Origin of the sequence: Streptococcus sp. LYSM12 (genome assembly GCF_004569635.1) — a bacterium.
In the GTDB taxonomy this organism is placed as follows: domain Bacteria; phylum Bacillota; class Bacilli; order Lactobacillales; family Streptococcaceae; genus Streptococcus.
Window position 1 is genome coordinate 12279 of record NZ_SPOZ01000014.1, and the last position, 18098, is coordinate 30376.

General features: G+C 42.9%; 13 protein-coding genes. 2 read left to right on the plus strand and 11 right to left on the minus strand.

Annotation, left to right across the window (positions count from 1 at the left end; genetic code table 11):
* Positions 1–12 precede the first annotated feature (12 nt).
* The 3 genes from E4T79_RS05715 to treR all read right to left on the minus strand — a co-directional run bounded on the left by E4T79_RS05715 (position 13) and on the right by treR (position 1654).
* A complete protein-coding gene (locus E4T79_RS05715) occupies positions 13–561 on the minus strand; it encodes a CvpA family protein (protein ID WP_135028523.1) in 549 nt (182 codons plus the stop codon).
* Positions 558–869 carry a cell division protein ZapA gene (gene zapA, locus E4T79_RS05720; protein WP_135028525.1) on the minus strand — a complete coding sequence of 104 codons (312 nt, stop codon included), beginning with the start codon at positions 867–869 and terminating at the stop codon, positions 558–560. The genes E4T79_RS05715 and zapA overlap by 4 nt, the downstream gene beginning before the upstream one ends.
* A 71-nt stretch (positions 870–940) precedes the next feature.
* The gene (gene treR, locus E4T79_RS05725) at positions 941–1654 is read right to left on the minus strand and encodes a trehalose operon repressor (RefSeq protein WP_135028527.1); all 714 of its coding nucleotides are present in this window, start codon (positions 1652–1654) and stop codon (positions 941–943) included.
* Positions 1655–1847: 193 nt separating this feature from the next.
* Here treR and treP point away from each other — a divergent pair, with 193 nt between their 5' ends.
* Positions 1848–3824, plus strand: a complete 1977-nt coding sequence (gene treP, locus E4T79_RS05730) for a PTS system trehalose-specific EIIBC component (protein WP_135028529.1) — start codon at positions 1848–1850, stop codon at positions 3822–3824.
* Positions 3825–4219: 395 nt separating this feature from the next.
* Positions 4220–5851: an alpha,alpha-phosphotrehalase gene (treC, locus tag E4T79_RS05735; protein WP_135028531.1), complete on the plus strand. Its 1632-nt coding sequence runs from the start codon at positions 4220–4222 to the stop codon at positions 5849–5851.
* Between the two features lie 1405 nt (positions 5852–7256).
* On the opposite strand, the gene purR is transcribed toward treC, so the two are convergent.
* The 8 genes from purR to E4T79_RS05775 all read right to left on the minus strand — a co-directional run bounded on the left by purR (position 7257) and on the right by E4T79_RS05775 (position 17991).
* Positions 7257–8069: a pur operon repressor gene (gene purR / locus E4T79_RS05740; protein WP_135028533.1), complete on the minus strand. Its 813-nt coding sequence runs from the start codon at positions 8067–8069 to the stop codon at positions 7257–7259.
* Positions 8070–8305: 236 nt separating this feature from the next.
* A complete protein-coding gene (locus E4T79_RS05745) occupies positions 8306–9247 on the minus strand; it encodes a 3'-5' exoribonuclease YhaM family protein (protein ID WP_135028535.1) in 942 nt (313 codons plus the stop codon).
* Positions 9237–10472 carry a DNA recombination protein RmuC gene (gene rmuC / locus E4T79_RS05750; protein ID WP_135028537.1) on the minus strand — a complete coding sequence of 412 codons (1236 nt, stop codon included), beginning with the start codon at positions 10470–10472 and terminating at the stop codon, positions 9237–9239. Before rmuC ends, E4T79_RS05745 begins: the two co-directional genes overlap by 11 nt.
* A gap of 1 nt (position 10473) precedes the next feature.
* On the minus strand, positions 10474–11106 hold the full coding sequence (locus E4T79_RS05755; protein WP_135028539.1) for a thiamine diphosphokinase: 633 nt from the start codon (positions 11104–11106) through the stop codon (positions 10474–10476).
* Entirely contained in the window at positions 11099–11758 is a 660-nt protein-coding gene (rpe, locus tag E4T79_RS05760; RefSeq protein WP_135028541.1) for a ribulose-phosphate 3-epimerase, read from the minus strand. Before rpe ends, E4T79_RS05755 begins: the two co-directional genes overlap by 8 nt.
* A 15-nt stretch (positions 11759–11773) precedes the next feature.
* Positions 11774–12649 (minus strand): ribosome small subunit-dependent GTPase A, encoded by an 876-nt coding sequence (gene rsgA, locus E4T79_RS05765; protein ID WP_135028626.1) that lies wholly within the window; start codon positions 12647–12649, stop codon positions 11774–11776.
* Between the two features lie 1058 nt (positions 12650–13707).
* Positions 13708–14487, minus strand: a complete 780-nt coding sequence (locus tag E4T79_RS05770; RefSeq protein ID WP_135028543.1) for an endonuclease/exonuclease/phosphatase family protein — start codon at positions 14485–14487, stop codon at positions 13708–13710.
* 363 nt (positions 14488–14850) lie between these two features.
* The gene (locus tag E4T79_RS05775; RefSeq protein WP_135028545.1) at positions 14851–17991 is read right to left on the minus strand and encodes an alpha-mannosidase; all 3141 of its coding nucleotides are present in this window, start codon (positions 17989–17991) and stop codon (positions 14851–14853) included.
* Positions 17992–18098: the final 107 nt, after the last annotated feature.

An 18098-nucleotide genomic window follows, 5' to 3' on the forward strand; every position in this document is an offset into this window, starting at 1 on the left:
TAGTAAAATCTCCTATTGCCCAATCGTAGCAATCCATAAGTTTTTAAACAAGCTACTAGTAACAGGTATGTATTGGATTATCGCATTAGCAAGCCAACTTTTATGGAGCGTTTCTTGTACCAATGCAAGTGGAATACTTCCTACAAGGGTCAGAATAATCTGTAAGGAGATAAGGGCTACAATGACTGCCAATCCCCCACCAATCACATTGGTTACGGTTGTATCTGGATCGGCAAAACGTACCAAATGCATCAAAAGTCCAACTAGTCTCATCACAGCATAGACAAGTGCATAAACGACCAAAAAGGCCAAACCTGCATAAAAAATCTTATCTAGACTGAACAAGTATTGGCTATCAAAATAATACGTGCTGGCACCTTGACTTGCCGTTGAAAACGGTACCCATAAGTACAGCAGAGGCACTATTTTTTTAAACTGAGCTGCTGCAATAATAAGAGCAAAGATACTGGCGAACACATAATAACTTTGTAACACAATCCCTCGACTATAGCCAATGTAAAAACTCCAAACGAGAATTATCAACAAGACCAATGTTATCATGTCAGGTCCTCGAATTCATCTAAATCTAGTAGGGTTTCATTTTTCTTGAGAACTTGTTCTCTCATACTAGCTAATTCAGCTTCCACTTTCTCGTGCTCCATTTCGCGCTTCAGCTGAACAGATAGGGCATTGATAGCAAGCAACAAGGCCATGGTCTCAGGATCTGCCGTCGGCATTTTTTCCTTAATTGCCTGATATTTTTCCTGTACAATCCGCTCAATCTCTTCCATAAAAAGGTTGTCATGCTCTGTTGTGAGCGTCAACTGCTTGTCTCCAAATGTAAATTTGTATCGATTTAAATTTGCCATAAAATTACCTCACCTACCATTATATCGTAAAATCAGCCATTTGGCTAATGGACATGCCCTCTCAAACAAGACTAGAGCACTTTCTTTCTCCGCGCAAAATCGACAAAACGAAACTTGTCAATCTTATGCTTGCTTTCCGTGTATTGGAATTGCTGGGTATTTCCTAAAAAGACACGTGAACGAATTTGAACCAGATAGTCGTCCTTACTCTGCATCAGCTCCCTTTCTTCCCTGTTGGTCGGCTCGACCGTAATTTCCTTTTGAGCATAGGCAATATCCAAATGCAAGTCACCCTCCAAATAGGCATAAATAGAAACGGCTGCAATATCCTTTGTCAAATGTGGCACCAAGTCATACAATAGATAATCCGTATCAAGAACCGATACCTTGCCGTCAATAGATCTTGTACGGATAAGTTTCCAAACCTGACTATACGGTTCAAAGCCTGTCAACTGGGATAAATTACTCGTAACCGTCAATCGCTCCAAGCTCACCACCTCTGTATGACTATCCATATGAAGCGACTGGGTCAATTCTTGATAGGAGGTGAGACCTGATACAGGAAAATCAAGTAGCTCTTGCTTTAACACTAGTGAGCCCTTACCCTGTACCTTTTGAATCAATCCACGTTCTGTCAGCATCGCTAAGGCTTTACGAATTGTATCACGACTGACCTGATACTGATGTTGCAACTCTTTTTCCGTTGGCAAGACATGCTCAGCTACATAAACATTGCTATCAATTTTTTCTTTTATATCATTGAAAACTTCTTGATATTTTTTCATACTTCTTTCCATTGGTCTGCTTTTTATCATACAACTATCCCTATTATAACAAAATTTGAAAAAATGTTTTTAAAAAGCTTGCATTCTATCTTGAAATCGGATACAATACTCTTGCCTTTAAAATTTGTCCGTACAAATTTTAAAAAAATGAAAGGAGACATAGTTCAACTATCGTCTAAAAGGAAACACATCAATGGGAAAATTTGAACAAGATGCTAAGACCCTTCTTGAAGCGGTTGGCGGCAAAGAAAACGTGACAGCTGTCACACACTGCGCGACGCGCATGCGGTTTGTATTAGGAGATCCGAAAAAAGCAGATGTAACAACAATCGAAAACATTCCTGCTGTTAAAGGAACCTTTACCAACGCAGGGCAATTCCAAGTTATCATCGGAAATGATGTCCCAATCTTCTATAATGACTTCACTGCGATTTCAGGTATCGAGGGGGTGTCAAAAGAAGCTGCTAAATCAGCTGCTAAAAGCAACCAAAATGCCATTCAACGCGTCATGACTATGCTAGCAGAAATCTTCACACCACTCATTCCAGCCTTGGTCGTTGGGGGATTGATTCTCGGTTTCCGTAATGTCCTCGGAGAAGTGCAAATGGAATGGCTCGGTCAAAAAATCATTGACGGCGTTAAGCAAGTCAATGAGCAAGGAGAACCCGTCTACAATACCATCGCCGATATTTCTCAGTTCTGGAGCGGTGTCAACGATTTCTTATGGCTCCCAGGTGAGGCTATTTTCCACTTCTTGCCTGTAGGAATCACTTGGTCTGTTACTCGTAAAATGGGAACCACTCAAATCCTTGGTATCATTCTTGGTATCTGTTTGGTTTCATCTCAATTAACAAATGCCTACGATTATACCAAAGCACTGGCAGACGGAAGCTTAAAATACTGGGACTTTGGCTCTTTTTCAATTGCCCGTGTAGGCTACCAGGCGCAAGTTATTCCAGCCCTCCTTGCGGGTCTATCACTCGCCCATCTTGAAAAATTCTGGCGCAAGGTCACTCCAGAAGTGATTTCGATGATTGCAGTTCCATTCCTCTCACTTGTACCAGCCCTTATCCTTGCACACACCATCCTTGGTCCTATCGGCTGGACTATTGGTAAAGGACTATCTGCGGTCGTATTCGCTGGTTTAACCGGTCCATTCAAATGGCTCTTTGGTCTGGTATTCGGAGCTCTTTATGCCCCATTTGTTATCACCGGTCTTCACCATATGACCAATGCCATTGATACACAACTCATGGCAGATACTGCCACTCATACAACTGGTCTTTGGCCAATGATTGCTCTTTCAAATATCGCTCAAGGTTCTGCCGTATTTGCTTACTTCTTCATGAAACGTCACAATGAACGTGAGGCACAAGTTGCTCTTCCGGCTACAATCTCTGCCTATCTTGGTGTTACAGAGCCTGCCCTCTTTGGGGTCAATGTCAAATATGTCTATCCATTTGTCGCAGGAATGATTGGCTCAGCTCTTGCAGGTCTGGTCTGTGTGTTGTTAAATATCCAGGCCAATGCTGTCGGAGTCGGTGGACTTCCAGCCATTCTTTCAATCAATTCCAATTACTTCGGTGCCTTTTTATTGACCATGGTAATTGCGATTATAGTCCCTTTTATCCTAACCTTTTTCTTTGCAAAAACAGGCTTATTCGTAAAAAAAGAAGAAGCTACTGAAAAAGTTGTGACAGCCACAGCGAAAACAAAAACTCCTGCTGATATCATCAGCCCCTTGACTGGCCAAGTAAAAGAATTGGCAACCGCAACTGATCCTGTCTTTGCTTCTGGTGTCATGGGACAAGGTGTCTTGATTGACCCAAGCGAGGGGACATTAGTCGCACCAATTGACGGTGTCGTATCTGTCCTCTTCCCAACCAAACACGCAATCGGCATCACTGGTACAAACGGAGTGGAAATGCTCATACACATCGGTATGGATACTGTAACCCTCGAGGGGAAAGGCTTTGATGCCTATGTCCAACAAGGTGACCGCATCAAGGCGGGCGATCCATTAATCAAGTTTGACATCAATATCATCAAAGAAGCAGGGCTCGTGGCAGAAACACCTGTGATCATCACCAACCACACTGATTTTCCCGGCGAAATCGTAGGTAGCCTGCCAAGACCAATAGAGCGGGGACAAGCAATTCTTAAAGCCTAATCCCCCAAATGAACAACCACTTGAAGCTGAGCTTCCACCTCCTATTTTTAAACTGGTTGGAAGAACTCAGCTTCTGCTATTACAGGCTTAGAAAAAAGGCCGACCTTTATTTGAACAATTTGACATATCGCAATAGTTGCAGGGAGCGACGTTTATAGTCTTTTAGTTTACTTTTAGTACTAGGTAAGGAGCTGCAGGCTGTACTGGAGTACGGCAAAGCGAGTGAACAAAGTAATAAAAGATAAACGAAATGACTATAATACCTCATGCTAGAACCAAGAAAGTCGAGGTGGTAATCCGAGGGATTATGTTAGACCGAATCTAGAGAAAAAGAGGAGGACACACAAGACCTAAGTCCCGCTCCCTTTACTTTCCAAATAGAATAGGAGAACAACATGGTAATTGATAAGCGCAAGGTCGTCTATCAAATCTATCCAAAATCATACAAAGATACTACTGGAAATGGTATCGGAGACTTGCAAGGAATCATCCAAAAACTGCCCTATTTAAAAGAATTGGGCATCGATATGATTTGGCTCAATCCGTTTTATCCTAGCCCACAGCGGGACAATGGATACGACATTTCAGACTACACAGCAGTCAACCCTGATTTTGGTTCTATGGCAGATTTTGAAGAGATGATTGCAGTAGGGCAGGAACTCGGTATTGATTTCATGCTTGATATGGTTCTTAATCACTGCTCAACTGAGCACGAATGGTTCCAAAAAGCCCTTGCCGGCGATACCTACTACCAAGATTTCTTTATCCTACGCGATGAGCCAACCGACTGGGTGTCTAAATTCGGCGGCAACGCCTGGGCACCTTTTGGTGATACTGGCAAGTACTATCTCCACCTCTTCGACGTGACCCAAGCTGATCTCAACTGGCGTAACCCGCATGTCCGTAAGGAATTATTCAAGGTCGTCAATTTCTGGAAAGACAAGGGTGTCAAGGGATTCCGCTTTGATGTCATCAACCTAATCGGAAAAGACGAAGTCTTAGAAGATTGCCCCAGTAACGATGGAAAACCGGCCTATACGGATCGCCCAATCACACACGACTACCTCAAGATGATGAACCGTGCAACTTTTGGAGCTGAAGATGGCTTTATGACCGTTGGGGAAATGTCTGCTACTACTATTGAAAACTGTATTCTATATACTGCACCTGATCGTCAGGAATTGGCCATGGCCTTTAACTTCCACCACCTCAAAGTGGACTACAAAAACGGACAAAAATGGACTATTGTTGACTTTGATTTTCCAGAATTAAAACGCCTCTTTCACATCTGGGGAGAGGGTATGAGTAACGGCAACGGTTGGAACGCACTCTTTTACAACAACCATGACCAACCGCGTGCACTCAACCGCTTTGTAGATACCAAGCGGTTCAGAGTGGAGGGGGCAACCATGCTGGCAGCTTCCATCCACCTCTCTCGCGGAACACCTTACATATACATGGGAGAAGAAATCGGTATGATTGATCCAGACTATGATTCAATGGCAGATTATGTCGATGTAGAAAGTCTAAACGCTTATCAAATCATGCTCGAGCAAGGAAAGACTCCTGAGGAAGCCTTTACCATTATCCAGGCCAAATCACGCGACAATTCCCGCATACCAATGCAATGGGATGCGAGCAAACATGCAGGTTTCACGACTGGCACTCCTTGGCTCAAGGCAGGAAAATCCTACCCAGAAATCAACGTTGAAGCTGAAAAAGACGGACCAATCTTCACTTTCTATCAAGAGCTGATTCGCCTGCGCAAGACTATGCCGATTATTGCAGAGGGTGACTACACCGCAGCCTACAAGGACAGCAACCGTATCTATGCCTTTGAACGTAGTTTCAAGGATCAAAGACTTCTCGTCATCAACAACTTCTTTCCTAAAGAAGTTGAGCTTGATATACCGACAGACTATACCGACGGTAACATCCTCATCAGCAACTATGCAGACACTACCGTCAGCGACACTCTCACTCTCAAGCCCTATCAAACATTAGCGATTTTAAAAGCCCCAAAATAGGCGGCCGAACAGAAGTTGCTGACAACTTCGTTGTGAGACCCCGACGAGGATAGCTAGGCTAGTCCCAAACGAAAGTGCAGGGAGGAGCCAGATAGCTACCGTCAAGCGGCCGAACAGAAGTTACTGACAACTTCGTTGTGAGACCCCGACGAGGATAGCTAGGCTAGTCCCAAACGAAAGTGCAGGGAGGAGCCAGATAGCTACCGTCAAGCGGCCGAACAGAAGTTGCTGACAACTTCGTTGTGAGACCCCGACAAGGATAGCTAGGCTAGTCCCAAACGAAAGTGCAGGGAGGAGCCAGATAGCTACCGTCAAGCGGCCGAACAGAAGTTGCTGACAACTTCGTTGTGAGACCCCGACGAGGATAGCTAGGCTAGTCCCAAACGAAAGTGCAGGGAGGAGCCAGATAGCTACCGTCAAGCGGCCGAACAGAAGTTGCTGACAACTTCGTTGTGAGACCCCGACAAGGATAGCTAGGCTAGTCCCAAACGAAAGTGCAGGGAATTGCCAGATAGCTACCGTCAAGCGGTCGAACAGGGGCGGGGAAGAACTCGATAGGTAGAAAACAGTTCGATTTCCCTCTCTTCTTACATTCGAGGTTTGGGCTAAAACGGTCTATCCCAAATCATTTCACTCCCACCCCCGCACAGCTCCAACAGTCAGAGTAGTGACTGTTGGAGGTTGGAAATAAAGCGAATTCGTTCGCAGCACAGTCATAGAGGTCAAATGTAGAGTGGGAAACACGAACAAATATGAGTAAAAAGCTCCAATGGAGCTTTTTAGCCTACTTCCTAGGGAGCGCTTGCTCTGCAATCGTCAATTTCCCGCCTCCAAAGGCATGGCATACCTTTAGAGTTAGGAGTATTTATACCTAAAGGCAGCCGTATCCGTAAGCAAATAAAATTTGCAACGGCTTCGTCTCTTTTTTCCGAGCTTTTAGCCCGCGTTCAATTACACAAGATACCAGAACATATAAAGCACATATGTTTCAGAGGAGGAGAGTTTGGTTATCCGTATCTCTAACCTTTCACGATCTCAATGGTGAAAGCTAATCAGATGTTGATTTTATAGAATAATAGACCTTTATTATCTGTCCATTATCTATTTAAGAAAAAATTAAGGATAGAAAGATATACTATCCCTATCCTACTTTTTCATATCGTTCAGGTAGCTGAAATAGATTTCTCTATTATGGATACTCTGTGAAAACCAACGGATAACGTTGTTTTTCATTCAGTAGATGCTACTTGACGAAAAAATCTCCTTAAAAAATCCCTGTCATCTGACAGGGATTTTGTTATATCGTCATTTCGTTCGTTTATTACTTCGTTCACTCGCTTTTCCGTACTCTATAGTACAGCCTGCAGCTCGTTGCCTAGTACTAAAAGCAAACTAAAAGACGATACTATTTAAAAATATTTCCCAATTCAACATCAACTTTGTTTTCCTTGACATCAATATTTGTGACAGCAAGCAGTGATTTGTAATTGGCAACGTTACGAGCGCCTTTTTGATTTTCGGCAAAGACTGCTACACCTGCTAGGCTGCTGTCAAATTCTGATAAGAGGCTAATCATCCCGTTAATGGTTCCACCATTTTTCAAGAAATCATCCACAACCAACACGCGACTACCTGCCTTAAGACTACGTTTTGACAAGAACATTTTTTCAATACGGTCGCTAGATCCAGACACGTAGTTAACAGATACCGTTGATCCCTCTGTAATTTTTAAATCACGGCGTACAATAACAAAAGGCACATTCAAGACATTTGCTACGGCGTTTGCTAACGGGACTCCCTTGGTTGCGACTGTCATAACAGCATCAATCTGCTCATCCTTGAAACTGTTGGCAATAATCCGACCGACATTTTTCAAAATATGAGGAGTTGAGAGCAAGTCGGAAGAATAAATATACCCCCCTGGTAGGATACGGCTGCTTTCTGCCATTTGACTGCGCAGTTCTTCAGCAATAGCAAGAGATTCCTCATCTGAAATCATAGGAGTAAAGACCACACCGCCACTTGCTCCTGTAATCGTTTCAATCTGACCGATAGAACTTTCCTCAAAGGCTTTTTTGATAATCGCAATATCCTCTGAAATGGACGATTTGGCAGAGCTGTACTTCTTTGCAAACATATTTAGGCTGGTTAATTCATAAGGATGGTTGAGGAGATAGTGAGAGATGACCACCATTCGTTCACTTCTTCTTAATTTCATAGTTGACTCCTTCTTTGCTTTTTAACATTATAACATAAAAAAGGAAAAAACGAACTTTTTTTATTTATCTGCCCTCTTTTTTCGTATTTTATAAACACTGACCCAATACGCTCATTTTCTCTCTGAATATTTACTCAGGAAACATAAGTGCACGCAACCTCCTCCAGCACATTCAATAGTGCACCTGACTGCTGACAGTTCATTACTAGGAAATGGTATTTCTAACGCTTACTAAATCAGTCAATATTCGGTTTATAAAAAGCTCGATTATCCATTGCAAAAATGCGACTTGTCATCTCACCTGGTCCAATCTTGTCTAAAGCAGTTAGCATCATCATCATTTCCGCATCAATATTGTCAATCATGTGGAGAATTTCTGCCTCCATAATCTGTGGACGAACAGGACTGCCGTATTCAAGCAAACCGTGGTGACTGAGAATAACATGGCGCAGGATTGTCACTTCTTCTCTGCTATCATCAATTCCTAACTCTATCAGCACCTTGGTAATCTCCTCATCAATCAAGGAAATATGACCGATGAGATTGCCCCTTACAGTATAATTGGTATTTTCAGGACCTGATAATTCAATAACTTTAGCCAAGTCATGCAACATAATCCCTGCAAATAATAGACTCTTATTGAGTTGCGGATAAATATCGCCAATCTTATCGGCCAAACGCACCATGGTCGCTGTATGAAAAGACAACCCCGAATAAAAGGCATGGTGATTAGTCTTGGCAGCTGGATAAGAATAAAATTCCTGTTCATATTTACTATACAAGGATCGCACAATCCGCTGCCAAATAGCATTTTCGATTTTGAAAATCATCTGACTAAGGTACTTGCGTGTATCCTCCACATCAACAGGCGGTTTCTCCTTAAAATCGGCAGGATTATTTGGCTCACCGGGCTTGGGAAGTCGGAGGATAATCTGATTGACCTGTGGTGTGTTGTTGTAGACCTCTCTGCGTCCTTGCATGTGGACAACAACGCCTGCCTTAAAGTCCTTAATCTTACCTTGTTGAGCGTCCCAGATTTTTCCTTCAATTTCTCCCGTATCATCTTGGAAAGTCAAAGCAAGATAATCTTTTCCAGCCCTGGTCTGTCGAATGTCAGCGGTTTTAATCAGATAAAAGCCTTCAAAGAGCTCATCTTTTTTCATTTGGTTAATTTTCATCTTCTTCCCCTTCCTTCTGGAAATTCAATAGGTCAAACGGCATCTCTCCGTCTGGCAATTCAATGTGGCGCAAGGTTCGCTCAATCGCATTGGTCCGCCGTGTCAATAAATCATCCAAGTTGCCTGAGGCGTGTTGTAAATGGCGCTGTGCTTTCATCAAAACAGTCCCAAACTTGCCAAATTCTGACTTGACATTGCCCAAGACCTTGCTAATATCGTCTGCTGAACGTTGAATATTCAAGGTCTTAAAGCCAACCGATAAGGAGTTTAAAAGGGCAGATAAGGTCGAGGGACCTGCCACCACGATATGCTCTGTCCTCCGCAATTCATCAAAGAAAATCGGATTGCGCACCACCTCAGAATATAGACCTTCTGTCGGTAAAAAGAGAATGCCAAAACTAGTGGTCGCTGGTGGGTAGAGATACTTTTGCTGGATTTCCTTGGCAAAACGCTTGATAGAGGCCAAAAGATGCTTGCGATGTACTTCAATCTGCTCCTTGTCCCCTGCTTCATAGGCTTCCTCTAAACGGTAATAATCTGCGAGAGGAAACTTGGAATCAATCGGCAGATAGACAGAATCATCCTTGGTCTGACCTGGTAATTTCACTGCATATTCTACCCGCTCATTAGACCCAGCCACCGTGGCAAATTCCCGTTCATACTGGGAGGGGGTTAAAATATCTTCAATAATCTGTCCCAGCTGCAACTCCCCCATAATACCGCGCGTTTTAGTATTGGAGAGAATTTTATGAAGAGCTCCAACATCACGCGCCACCGTCTGCATTTCGCCCAAACCGCGATTGACCGACTCCAACTGCCTAGACACAGTTTCAAAAGAGGCCTGTAAGCGTGTCTGCAAGGTCTGCTCTAACTTTTCTTCCACTGTCTGGCGCATTTCTTCCAAGCGTTTTTCATTGGAATCTTGAATAGCCTGCAAGCGTTGGTCTGCCACATCACGGTTCTGGGATAGAAGTTGGTGCATTTCCTGTCGCAAAACAGTCAGTTGTTGGTAAAGGTCCCTGCGTAATTCCGTCATGTCTTGATGCAGGGCTTGTTGCTGGCTAAAAGTCTGTTGATTTTTTTGATCAAAAAGGTAGGTCAACTGGTCTGACAAGTGATCCGCCACCTCTTCTGATTGGATAGACAAACGCTTGGCATGCTGCTCTAAACGAAAGAGGACAAGGACCGAAACAGCGATGGCTATAAAGGCTAGGATATCTATCATTCTACCTCCTATCACGACTATAGATGAGAACGACATAGCCCTTATCTATTGTAAATTCGATTTCTTTTCCGATAAATTCGTTACTACTGTAACATTTTTTAAAAAAATAATGGCTTTCATTCAAGGGATACTTAGCATGGGAAATACTCAAACGACTTTCATCTGCTGGCATAAAAGATACATATGTCATCCCTTCAATCGGGGAAATCCGATGCCTGCCCGCTGGATAAAAGCGTACAATATTCAACTCATCAACCAATTCAATCTGGCGCATATAAGGTGCCAAATCAGGTTCACTAGCTAAAAAGAGATTGCTCATCATGTGATCCAGACGCCCGCCAAAGGCCCCAAACACTGTAACCTGTGCCTTATGGTAACGAGCAAAGACCTCTTTTAAGGCTAACTCCAAATCCGTATCATCTTTTTCAGCCGGCGCCTGCACAAAAACCCCTGCAACTTGAGCAATCCTTTCCCGTTCCACAGCCGTTACTGAGTCAAAATCACCAACAGCTAAATCGAGCGGAAAGTCATGCTCCAACAAATAAACGGAACCTCTATCCACCCCTACAAAGAGGTCGTAAGAGCCAGAGAGACTCCTTATGTCACCACCTGCAGCTAAGGCAATCCTAGTCATGAAGAGCCACTTTCAAGGTATCAATATTGGACTGCAAGTCCCCCTTAAACAAGTAAGACCCTGCCACAAAGACATTCGCTCCTGCTTCCTTGGCAGCTAAAATAGTTTTGTTGTCAATTCCACCGTCTACCTCAATATCAAATGACAGCCCTTTTTCCTTACGAAGCTGAACCAAGTCTGCAATCTTTTCTGCTACTTCTGGAATATAGGCTTGACCACCAAATCCTGGATTGACTGTCATCAAGAGCACCTGATCTACCAAATTCAAGACTGGCTCAATCACGACAATCGGTGTCCCTGGGTTAATCACGACTCCCACTTTCATGCCCGCTGTACGAATTTTTTGCAACGAACCATGAAGATGCTGAGTTGCTTCAGCATGAATCGTGACAATATCTGCACCTGCCCGCGCAAAATTTTCAATGTGTTGCTCTGGATTTGATACCATCAAGTGGCAATCAAATACCAGCTTACTGTGCGGGCGCATAGCAGCTACCACATCCGCACCAAAGGAAATATTGGGTACGAAATGCCCGTCCATGATATCAATGTGGATATAATCAGCTCCTGCTGCCTCCAAGCGTTTTAATTCCGTCTCGAAATTGGCATAATCCGCAGCGAGGATAGATGGGGCAATTTTAAAATGTGACATAGGAATTCCAACTTTCTATTTGATTTTTTTGCTTACTTTTTTGTATGTTTCACGCACATTCTGAATTTCCATTAAAAATTGTAAGTAATTGTCGTAGCGACTTTGGGAAATTTTTTGACCCTCCACCGCGGGCTTAACAGCACAGTTTGGCTCATGTGTATGGGTACAAGTCCTAAACTTGCAAAATTGGCTTTCTATTGCAATTTCTGGGAAACAATCTGTGAGAGCCTCTACTTCTTTTACTTCGTAATCGAGCGAAGAAAATCCCGGTGTATCTGCGATTTTCCCACCATGGACGTTATAGAAGCTGACAGCACGAGTCGTATGCCGTCCCCGCCCTAGACTGTCTGATATAGCCCCTGTTTCTAAATGTAATTCCGGGGCTATCTTATTGAGCAGAGTTGACTTTCCAACCCCTGTCTGTCCCATAAATACTGTCACCTTGTCTTTCAAGAGGGGGAGCAATTCTTCCAAACGATAGACAAACGCATAGCCAATCTTCTCATAGATAGCACGATAAGAGTCCAGCTCCTCCTGATGTTCCAGCAAATCCATTTTTGAAATATAGATAAGTGGCGTCATATTTTTCTGCTCTAGCAGGACTAAAAATCGATCCAGGAGATTAGCATTGAAATCAGGCTCTTTAGCCGACATGATGACTACTGCTTGATCAATATTGACAATCGGAGGGCGTACCAAGCTATTCTTGCGTTCATGAATCTTAAGAATATAACCCTCGGATTGCTCCTGTGCTGAAAAATCAACAATATCCCCCACATAGGGGGTCTGTCCTTTTTTTCGAAAATTTCCACGTGCCCGCGTCTGATATATCCGCCCTTCTGATTCTACATAATAAAATCCAGCAAGAGCTTTCATAATAATACCTTGCAAATCTGCTCCTCTTTCATCGTCCACTCTCCACTCCTCCTACTCTATAAACATCCACATCTGACTCGCTTTTATAGTCATTTCGTTTCTCTTTTATGACTTCGTTAACTCGTCTTGCCGTACTCCAGTACAGCTTGCAACCCGTTGCCTAGTACTAAAAGACTATACCATTAAGAATTGTGAAAACCTGGGATACGGATTGCCAAACGCTCCTCCCCTAAAACAAGGGTAGAACGGATGTTTACCTTGAGTGTTGCACAGACCTTGTATCTTGGTGTAACTGAACGCGGGCTAAAATTCTAGTGAAAAAGATAAATTGCCTTGTGTCCTGCGACACGGCGCCAATTTCCTATTTTCCTACGAATTTTAAACGCCCTTGTATCTTGATGTAATCAAACCTGCCCTAAACTCTGTGTAAAAAAGAGATACTTTCCTAGTGCCTTAGCACTGCGTCAAGTTTCCTATTTTCACTGTGTGCTTTACACGCTCTCGTATCTTATATAATTGAACTCGAGCTAAGCACTGTGTGAAAAAGAGATACTTTCCTAGTGCCTTAGCACTGCGTCAAGTTTCCTATTTTCACTGTGTGCTTTACACGCTCTCGTATCTTATATAATTGAACTCGAGCTAAGCACTGTGTGAAAAAGAGATACTTTCCTAGTGCCTTAGCACTGCGTCAAGTTTCCTATTTTCACTGTGTGCTTTACACGCTCTCGTATCTTATATAACTAAGGGTTAATGGAGTATACATCTCATTATAGCTGTTTCGTTTATTTTTAGTACTAGGCAAGGAGTCGCAGGTAGTTGAAATAGTTGATAACTATTTCAAGTGACAGATAAGAAAAGTGGAACTTTTCTCAATGGTACAGCAAGACGAGTGAACGAAGTAATAAAAATATAAGCGAAATGACTATAAAACACTGTTTCATCAAGTATGCCTGCTCCTATTATAACAAAAATCGAGCGAAATAGTTGGTTTTGGAGATGAGAACAGAGATTTCAAAGCAGAGAAATACGGAAAGCAATCAAATCACTTTCCGTATTCCTTTTATGCAGCCTCTTTAGAGCTGAATCAAGTGACACTCCAGGGGAAGATGATCAGACGGGTAAAAGGGGCCTCTTTTTTCTGCCACAATCTCAGTATTTGGAATGGCGAATTGTCCCGAGACAAATATATAGTCAATTTTTTCTAGCTGTTTCCCCTCAATATCTTCTGGAAAATCTTCATCGATGAAACTTCCTTCAGGACCCCAACAATGCTCAGCAACCACACTCACATCACGAAAGTGCTGACACAAAATAGGATAACAGGCTTCAGCTGGTGTCGCATTCAAATCCCCCATTAAAATGATCTCCTGATAAGACTGGGATTTGACAAAATCAAGCACCTGCTTAGCTGACTCCTCCCTAGCCAAAGGGCTTACATGGTCAAAGTGAGTATTGATCACCAATATCTCCTTTCCCGACTGCTTGTCCTCTAGCAAGGCCCAAGTTGCAATCCGAAAACAAGCTGCATTCCAACAATCCGCTTTAGACATCATCTGAGGAGTAGGAGATAACCAGAAAGTATGGCTCTCTAGACATCGGTACTTGACCTTACGAAATAGGATTGGATTGTACTCCCCATATTCTTCCGTATCACGAACCGTTCCTAGCCGTTCAAATTCTTCAAGGTCCGCAAAATCCTGCCATTGTTCCTCAGTTACTTCTTGTAATCCTACAATATCCCAGTTTCTAGAACGAATCAACTGCATCATGCTTTCTTTTCGATGTACCCAATTATGTTCTGCTACTGCAACAGGACAGGCATTTTTTATATTATAGGTCGCTACTGTAATCATCTTCTACCTCCACTTCTCACTACCTAGATAGATTTGTTGCATTTCGTCCCTCTGTGGCACCATTAAATGATAAGCCGGTTCTCCCGTGTGGTATAGCCGTTTCGTTTATTTTTAGTACTAGGCAACGAGTCGCAGGTAGTTGAAATAGTTGATAACTATTTCAAGTGACAGATAAGAAAAGTGTAACTTTTCTCAATGGTACAGCAAGACGAGTGAACGAAGGAATAAAAAATAGAAACGAAATGACTATACTATCACAAACATCATTTCAAGCCTGGCTCTCTGCTCATCGACTTCAACTGATTATCGCTCTCTCTGTTATTTTTTGATTGACATACCAGACGAACTCCACACCTGCCCTCGCTATTCGTTGAAAATAGATTGGTGTTGTGATGTGTCATCTTTATTCTCCTGACTCATGCCAATACGAACTGTCCTAATCTCATATGGTTGCATTGTCAGCACAATGGTTCCTTGGTGCTTGGCACCGATTGGTCGTTCCAACAAATCAACCTCCTGCCACCACTGACTATTCTCAAATAAAAGTTCAAGGTAGTCTGTTCCTCCAGCATACTCGTGGAAACGAAAAATATAACCATTTCCATCTTCAGCTTTTTTCAAGGTATCCATGAACACATGAGCCCCACTTGTCATAGTCATCTGCGGCATTTCAACAGCAGCCTCCACAACTCCTAATGGATCGTTGATTTCCCAAGCCTCTTTCACCGTTTCTCCTTCGATAAAATCACCCCTATGTGGATATAGACTATAGGTAAACTGATGACTGCCAATATCGGCTATCGGGTCTGGGAAAATAGCCCCTTTTAACAAACTCAGGCGTAGGGTTTGTCCTTTGACATCACAACCATATTTGGAATCATTGAGCAGGCTCACCCCGTAATCTCTCTGCGATAGATCAACCCACTGATGAACAACAGACTCAAATTTAGCCAGCTCCCAACTCGTATTCCAGTTCGTTGCACGACGTACATTTCCATATTGAATATCATAGGTTGCATACGTACTGCGAACATTGACATCAAATTTAACTTTCAGTAACTGTTGACGCTCTTGCCAATCAACTTCTGTCACAAAGTCAATCCGTTTCGTATGATGATATAGTCTCATCTCCTGGACAAGGGTTGATTTCCCAAAGCGATAGCAGAAGCGAACGCTATCATATAACGGATTGGTCGGGAGGGCTTCAACACTCTCTGCTACCAATACACGATGCTTTTCCTGGTAGAAAATATCAATATCCCAAGCATCAAAATTCATCGGCTTGTCTTCAAATAGCTGGAAGACATTTCCTTTTCCTGCCAACACTTCTTTCTGATGCTCTTTGTCATAAATCTGTGTCAAATGCCCCTCTTCATTCCATTGAATCTGATACCATTCATTCTCAATAGAAGATAGAGCAACGGTAGCTGCTGCTCGAATTGGCTCACCTGTTTCTGGCGTTTCCGATAGTTGCACAATTTCAGAAGCATAAGCCGGGAGGGCTTCTATCAAAGCATAGGTCTTATCCTCTGCATTGAAGCTCAACAAGGGCTTTCCTGCAGAATCGATGTAGTTGTATCCTAAAGGAGCTAGGGGGAGCTCTAGGATAGACGTTCGCTCCCACGTACTCGTGTTACAGACCGTCATAGCACTTGAAGACATTCGTACTCCACTGAGCAATCGATGACATCTCTCAACTACTTGCCCCATTTCCAGTCGGTAATCTTGATAGACCTCTCTAATTGAAGAACCTGGTATAATATCATGAAATTGGTTTCTGAGAACTGTTTCCCACAAGGTATACAGTTCCTTTTGGGGATAGTTGGCATATCCTTTCATGTCTAGCAATGAGAAGAGGTACTCCAATCTACGTAGGAATAGCTCACATTGCCGATTCATCTTTTTCACAAAAGCTTGGGAGGTATAGGTTCCTCTATGGTACTCGAGGTAGAGCTCTCCGTCCCAGGTGTGAATATATTGCGAAGTCTGCTTAAAGGTTTCTTGCAAGGTTGCAAAATAATCATCTGCCCGCCCTGTTTTAACATAGGGCAAACCAGGTAATTGATCCATGACCCTGCGTTTTTCTAGCATGTCTCGCGTAACACCACCACCACCATCTCCAAACCCATAGGAGATGAGCAGGTTTTGGTTAATATTTTTATCTCGATAGGCTTCATAGACCCCCAGAACGGTCTCAGGTTCTAGTTCACCATTGTAGGTATAATACCAATTAGATTCCCATTCATTTTCTTCCCCTGGCTCAGGTGTGGTAATAAAATGCGTCAAGACCTCCGAACCGTCCAACCCTTTCCAAATAAAGGTATCATGGGGCATTCGATTAAACTGATTCCAACTGATTTTGGTCGTCATAAACGTATCGATACCACTTTTTTTCAGGATTTGTGGCAAGGCCCATGAGTAACCAAACACATCCGGCAACCAAAGATAGTGAACCTCTTTTTGAAATTCATTTCGAATGAACTGGGAGCCATGTAATATTTGTCTGGTCAAGGATTCACCGGATGGAATATTACAATCGGCTTCGAGCCACATAGCTCCATCGACTTCCCAGCGACCCTCAGCCACACGTTCCTTGATTTTATCAAAGAGTTCTGGATAATCTTCTTTGATAAATTGATAGAGCTGTGGCTGGGTCTGTAAGAAAATATAGTCGGGGTACTCTTCCATTAAACGTAGTACCGTTGCAAAGCTTCTGGCCGCCTTTTCTCGGGTATGTTTTAATCTCCACAACCAGGCCACATCAATGTGGGTATGACCAATCGTTGTCACCGTAATCGGACTATCTTTGGACATGGATTGAAGCTCTGTTTTTAGATAGCGATATGCAGCCTCTACCGATTGATGAAAGGTCTCACTACCTGGTTCTGACCAATCAAGAAACTGGAAAGTCTGATTCAAAAGGATAGAATAGCGATGATACAGGGGATTCGTTTCACCTAGCTCTGCCATTGTCTTGTGTAGCATATCCGCATAGCAAATAAGTCCATCTACCGAACGGTTCAGACGACATACGGCAGCTCTTCGAAATTCGTGTGTCTGGATTTTTTCTTCGCCACCACCTTCTAAGCCTGACCACAACTTGAGTGAAACTGTAATGGTCTGATTGCGATAGCTTTCTGCTAGCTTAACTTCCTTATGATTGGAATCAACTCCTTGATAAATCTCTCGATTAATGAATAAAAGGGATTCAAAACCTGAATTATAACCACCACCAGTGTGACCAAAATCCAAGTATAGATAGAGGTTCTCCTCATCGGGTATTATTATTTCTTGTTGAATCCACAAATAATAATCCCTCCCTTTCCACCTATCTCCTAACACAAAAGAAACACTATTTGAAAATGGAGAGGGAGGATATTTCTCTTGCTTGGTCTCATCTTCCAATAATTTCCATTCTGGAATCGTGTAAATCGTGTGGAAGCGATAATTTTCTAACTCATTTATTCGCGCACGTAGCTTTTCTGTTCGATAAAATAAACTCATTTGGGAACTCCTTGAAACTTTTCTTTTTCCTGCTTCATCAGCATGTCCAATACTGCTATAAACCAAACACCTGGCACAACCTCCTAGACAGACCGACAAAGCCCAAG

Coding starts and splice junctions, on each gene's coding strand:
- E4T79_RS05755 (WP_135028539.1), bottom strand. CDS start 11,106: ATGACTAGGATTGCCTTAGCTGCAGGTGGTGACATAAGGAGTCTCTCT.
- treC (WP_135028531.1), top strand. CDS start 4,220: ATGGTAATTGATAAGCGCAAGGTCGTCTATCAAATCTATCCAAAATCA.
- treR (WP_135028527.1), bottom strand. CDS start 1,654: ATGAAAAAATATCAAGAAGTTTTCAATGATATAAAAGAAAAAATTGAT.
- zapA (WP_135028525.1), bottom strand. CDS start 869: ATGGCAAATTTAAATCGATACAAATTTACATTTGGAGACAAGCAGTTG.
- E4T79_RS05715 (WP_135028523.1), bottom strand. CDS start 561: ATGATAACATTGGTCTTGTTGATAATTCTCGTTTGGAGTTTTTACATT.
- E4T79_RS05745 (WP_135028535.1), bottom strand. CDS start 9,247: ATGAAAATTAACCAAATGAAAAAAGATGAGCTCTTTGAAGGCTTTTAT.
- E4T79_RS05770 (WP_135028543.1), bottom strand. CDS start 14,487: ATGATTACAGTAGCGACCTATAATATAAAAAATGCCTGTCCTGTTGCA.
- rmuC (WP_135028537.1), bottom strand. CDS start 10,472: ATGATAGATATCCTAGCCTTTATAGCCATCGCTGTTTCGGTCCTTGTC.
- purR (WP_135028533.1), bottom strand. CDS start 8,069: ATGAAATTAAGAAGAAGTGAACGAATGGTGGTCATCTCTCACTATCTC.
- rpe (WP_135028541.1), bottom strand. CDS start 11,758: ATGTCACATTTTAAAATTGCCCCATCTATCCTCGCTGCGGATTATGCC.
- treP (WP_135028529.1), top strand. CDS start 1,848: ATGGGAAAATTTGAACAAGATGCTAAGACCCTTCTTGAAGCGGTTGGC.
- E4T79_RS05775 (WP_135028545.1), bottom strand. CDS start 17,991: ATGAGTTTATTTTATCGAACAGAAAAGCTACGTGCGCGAATAAATGAG.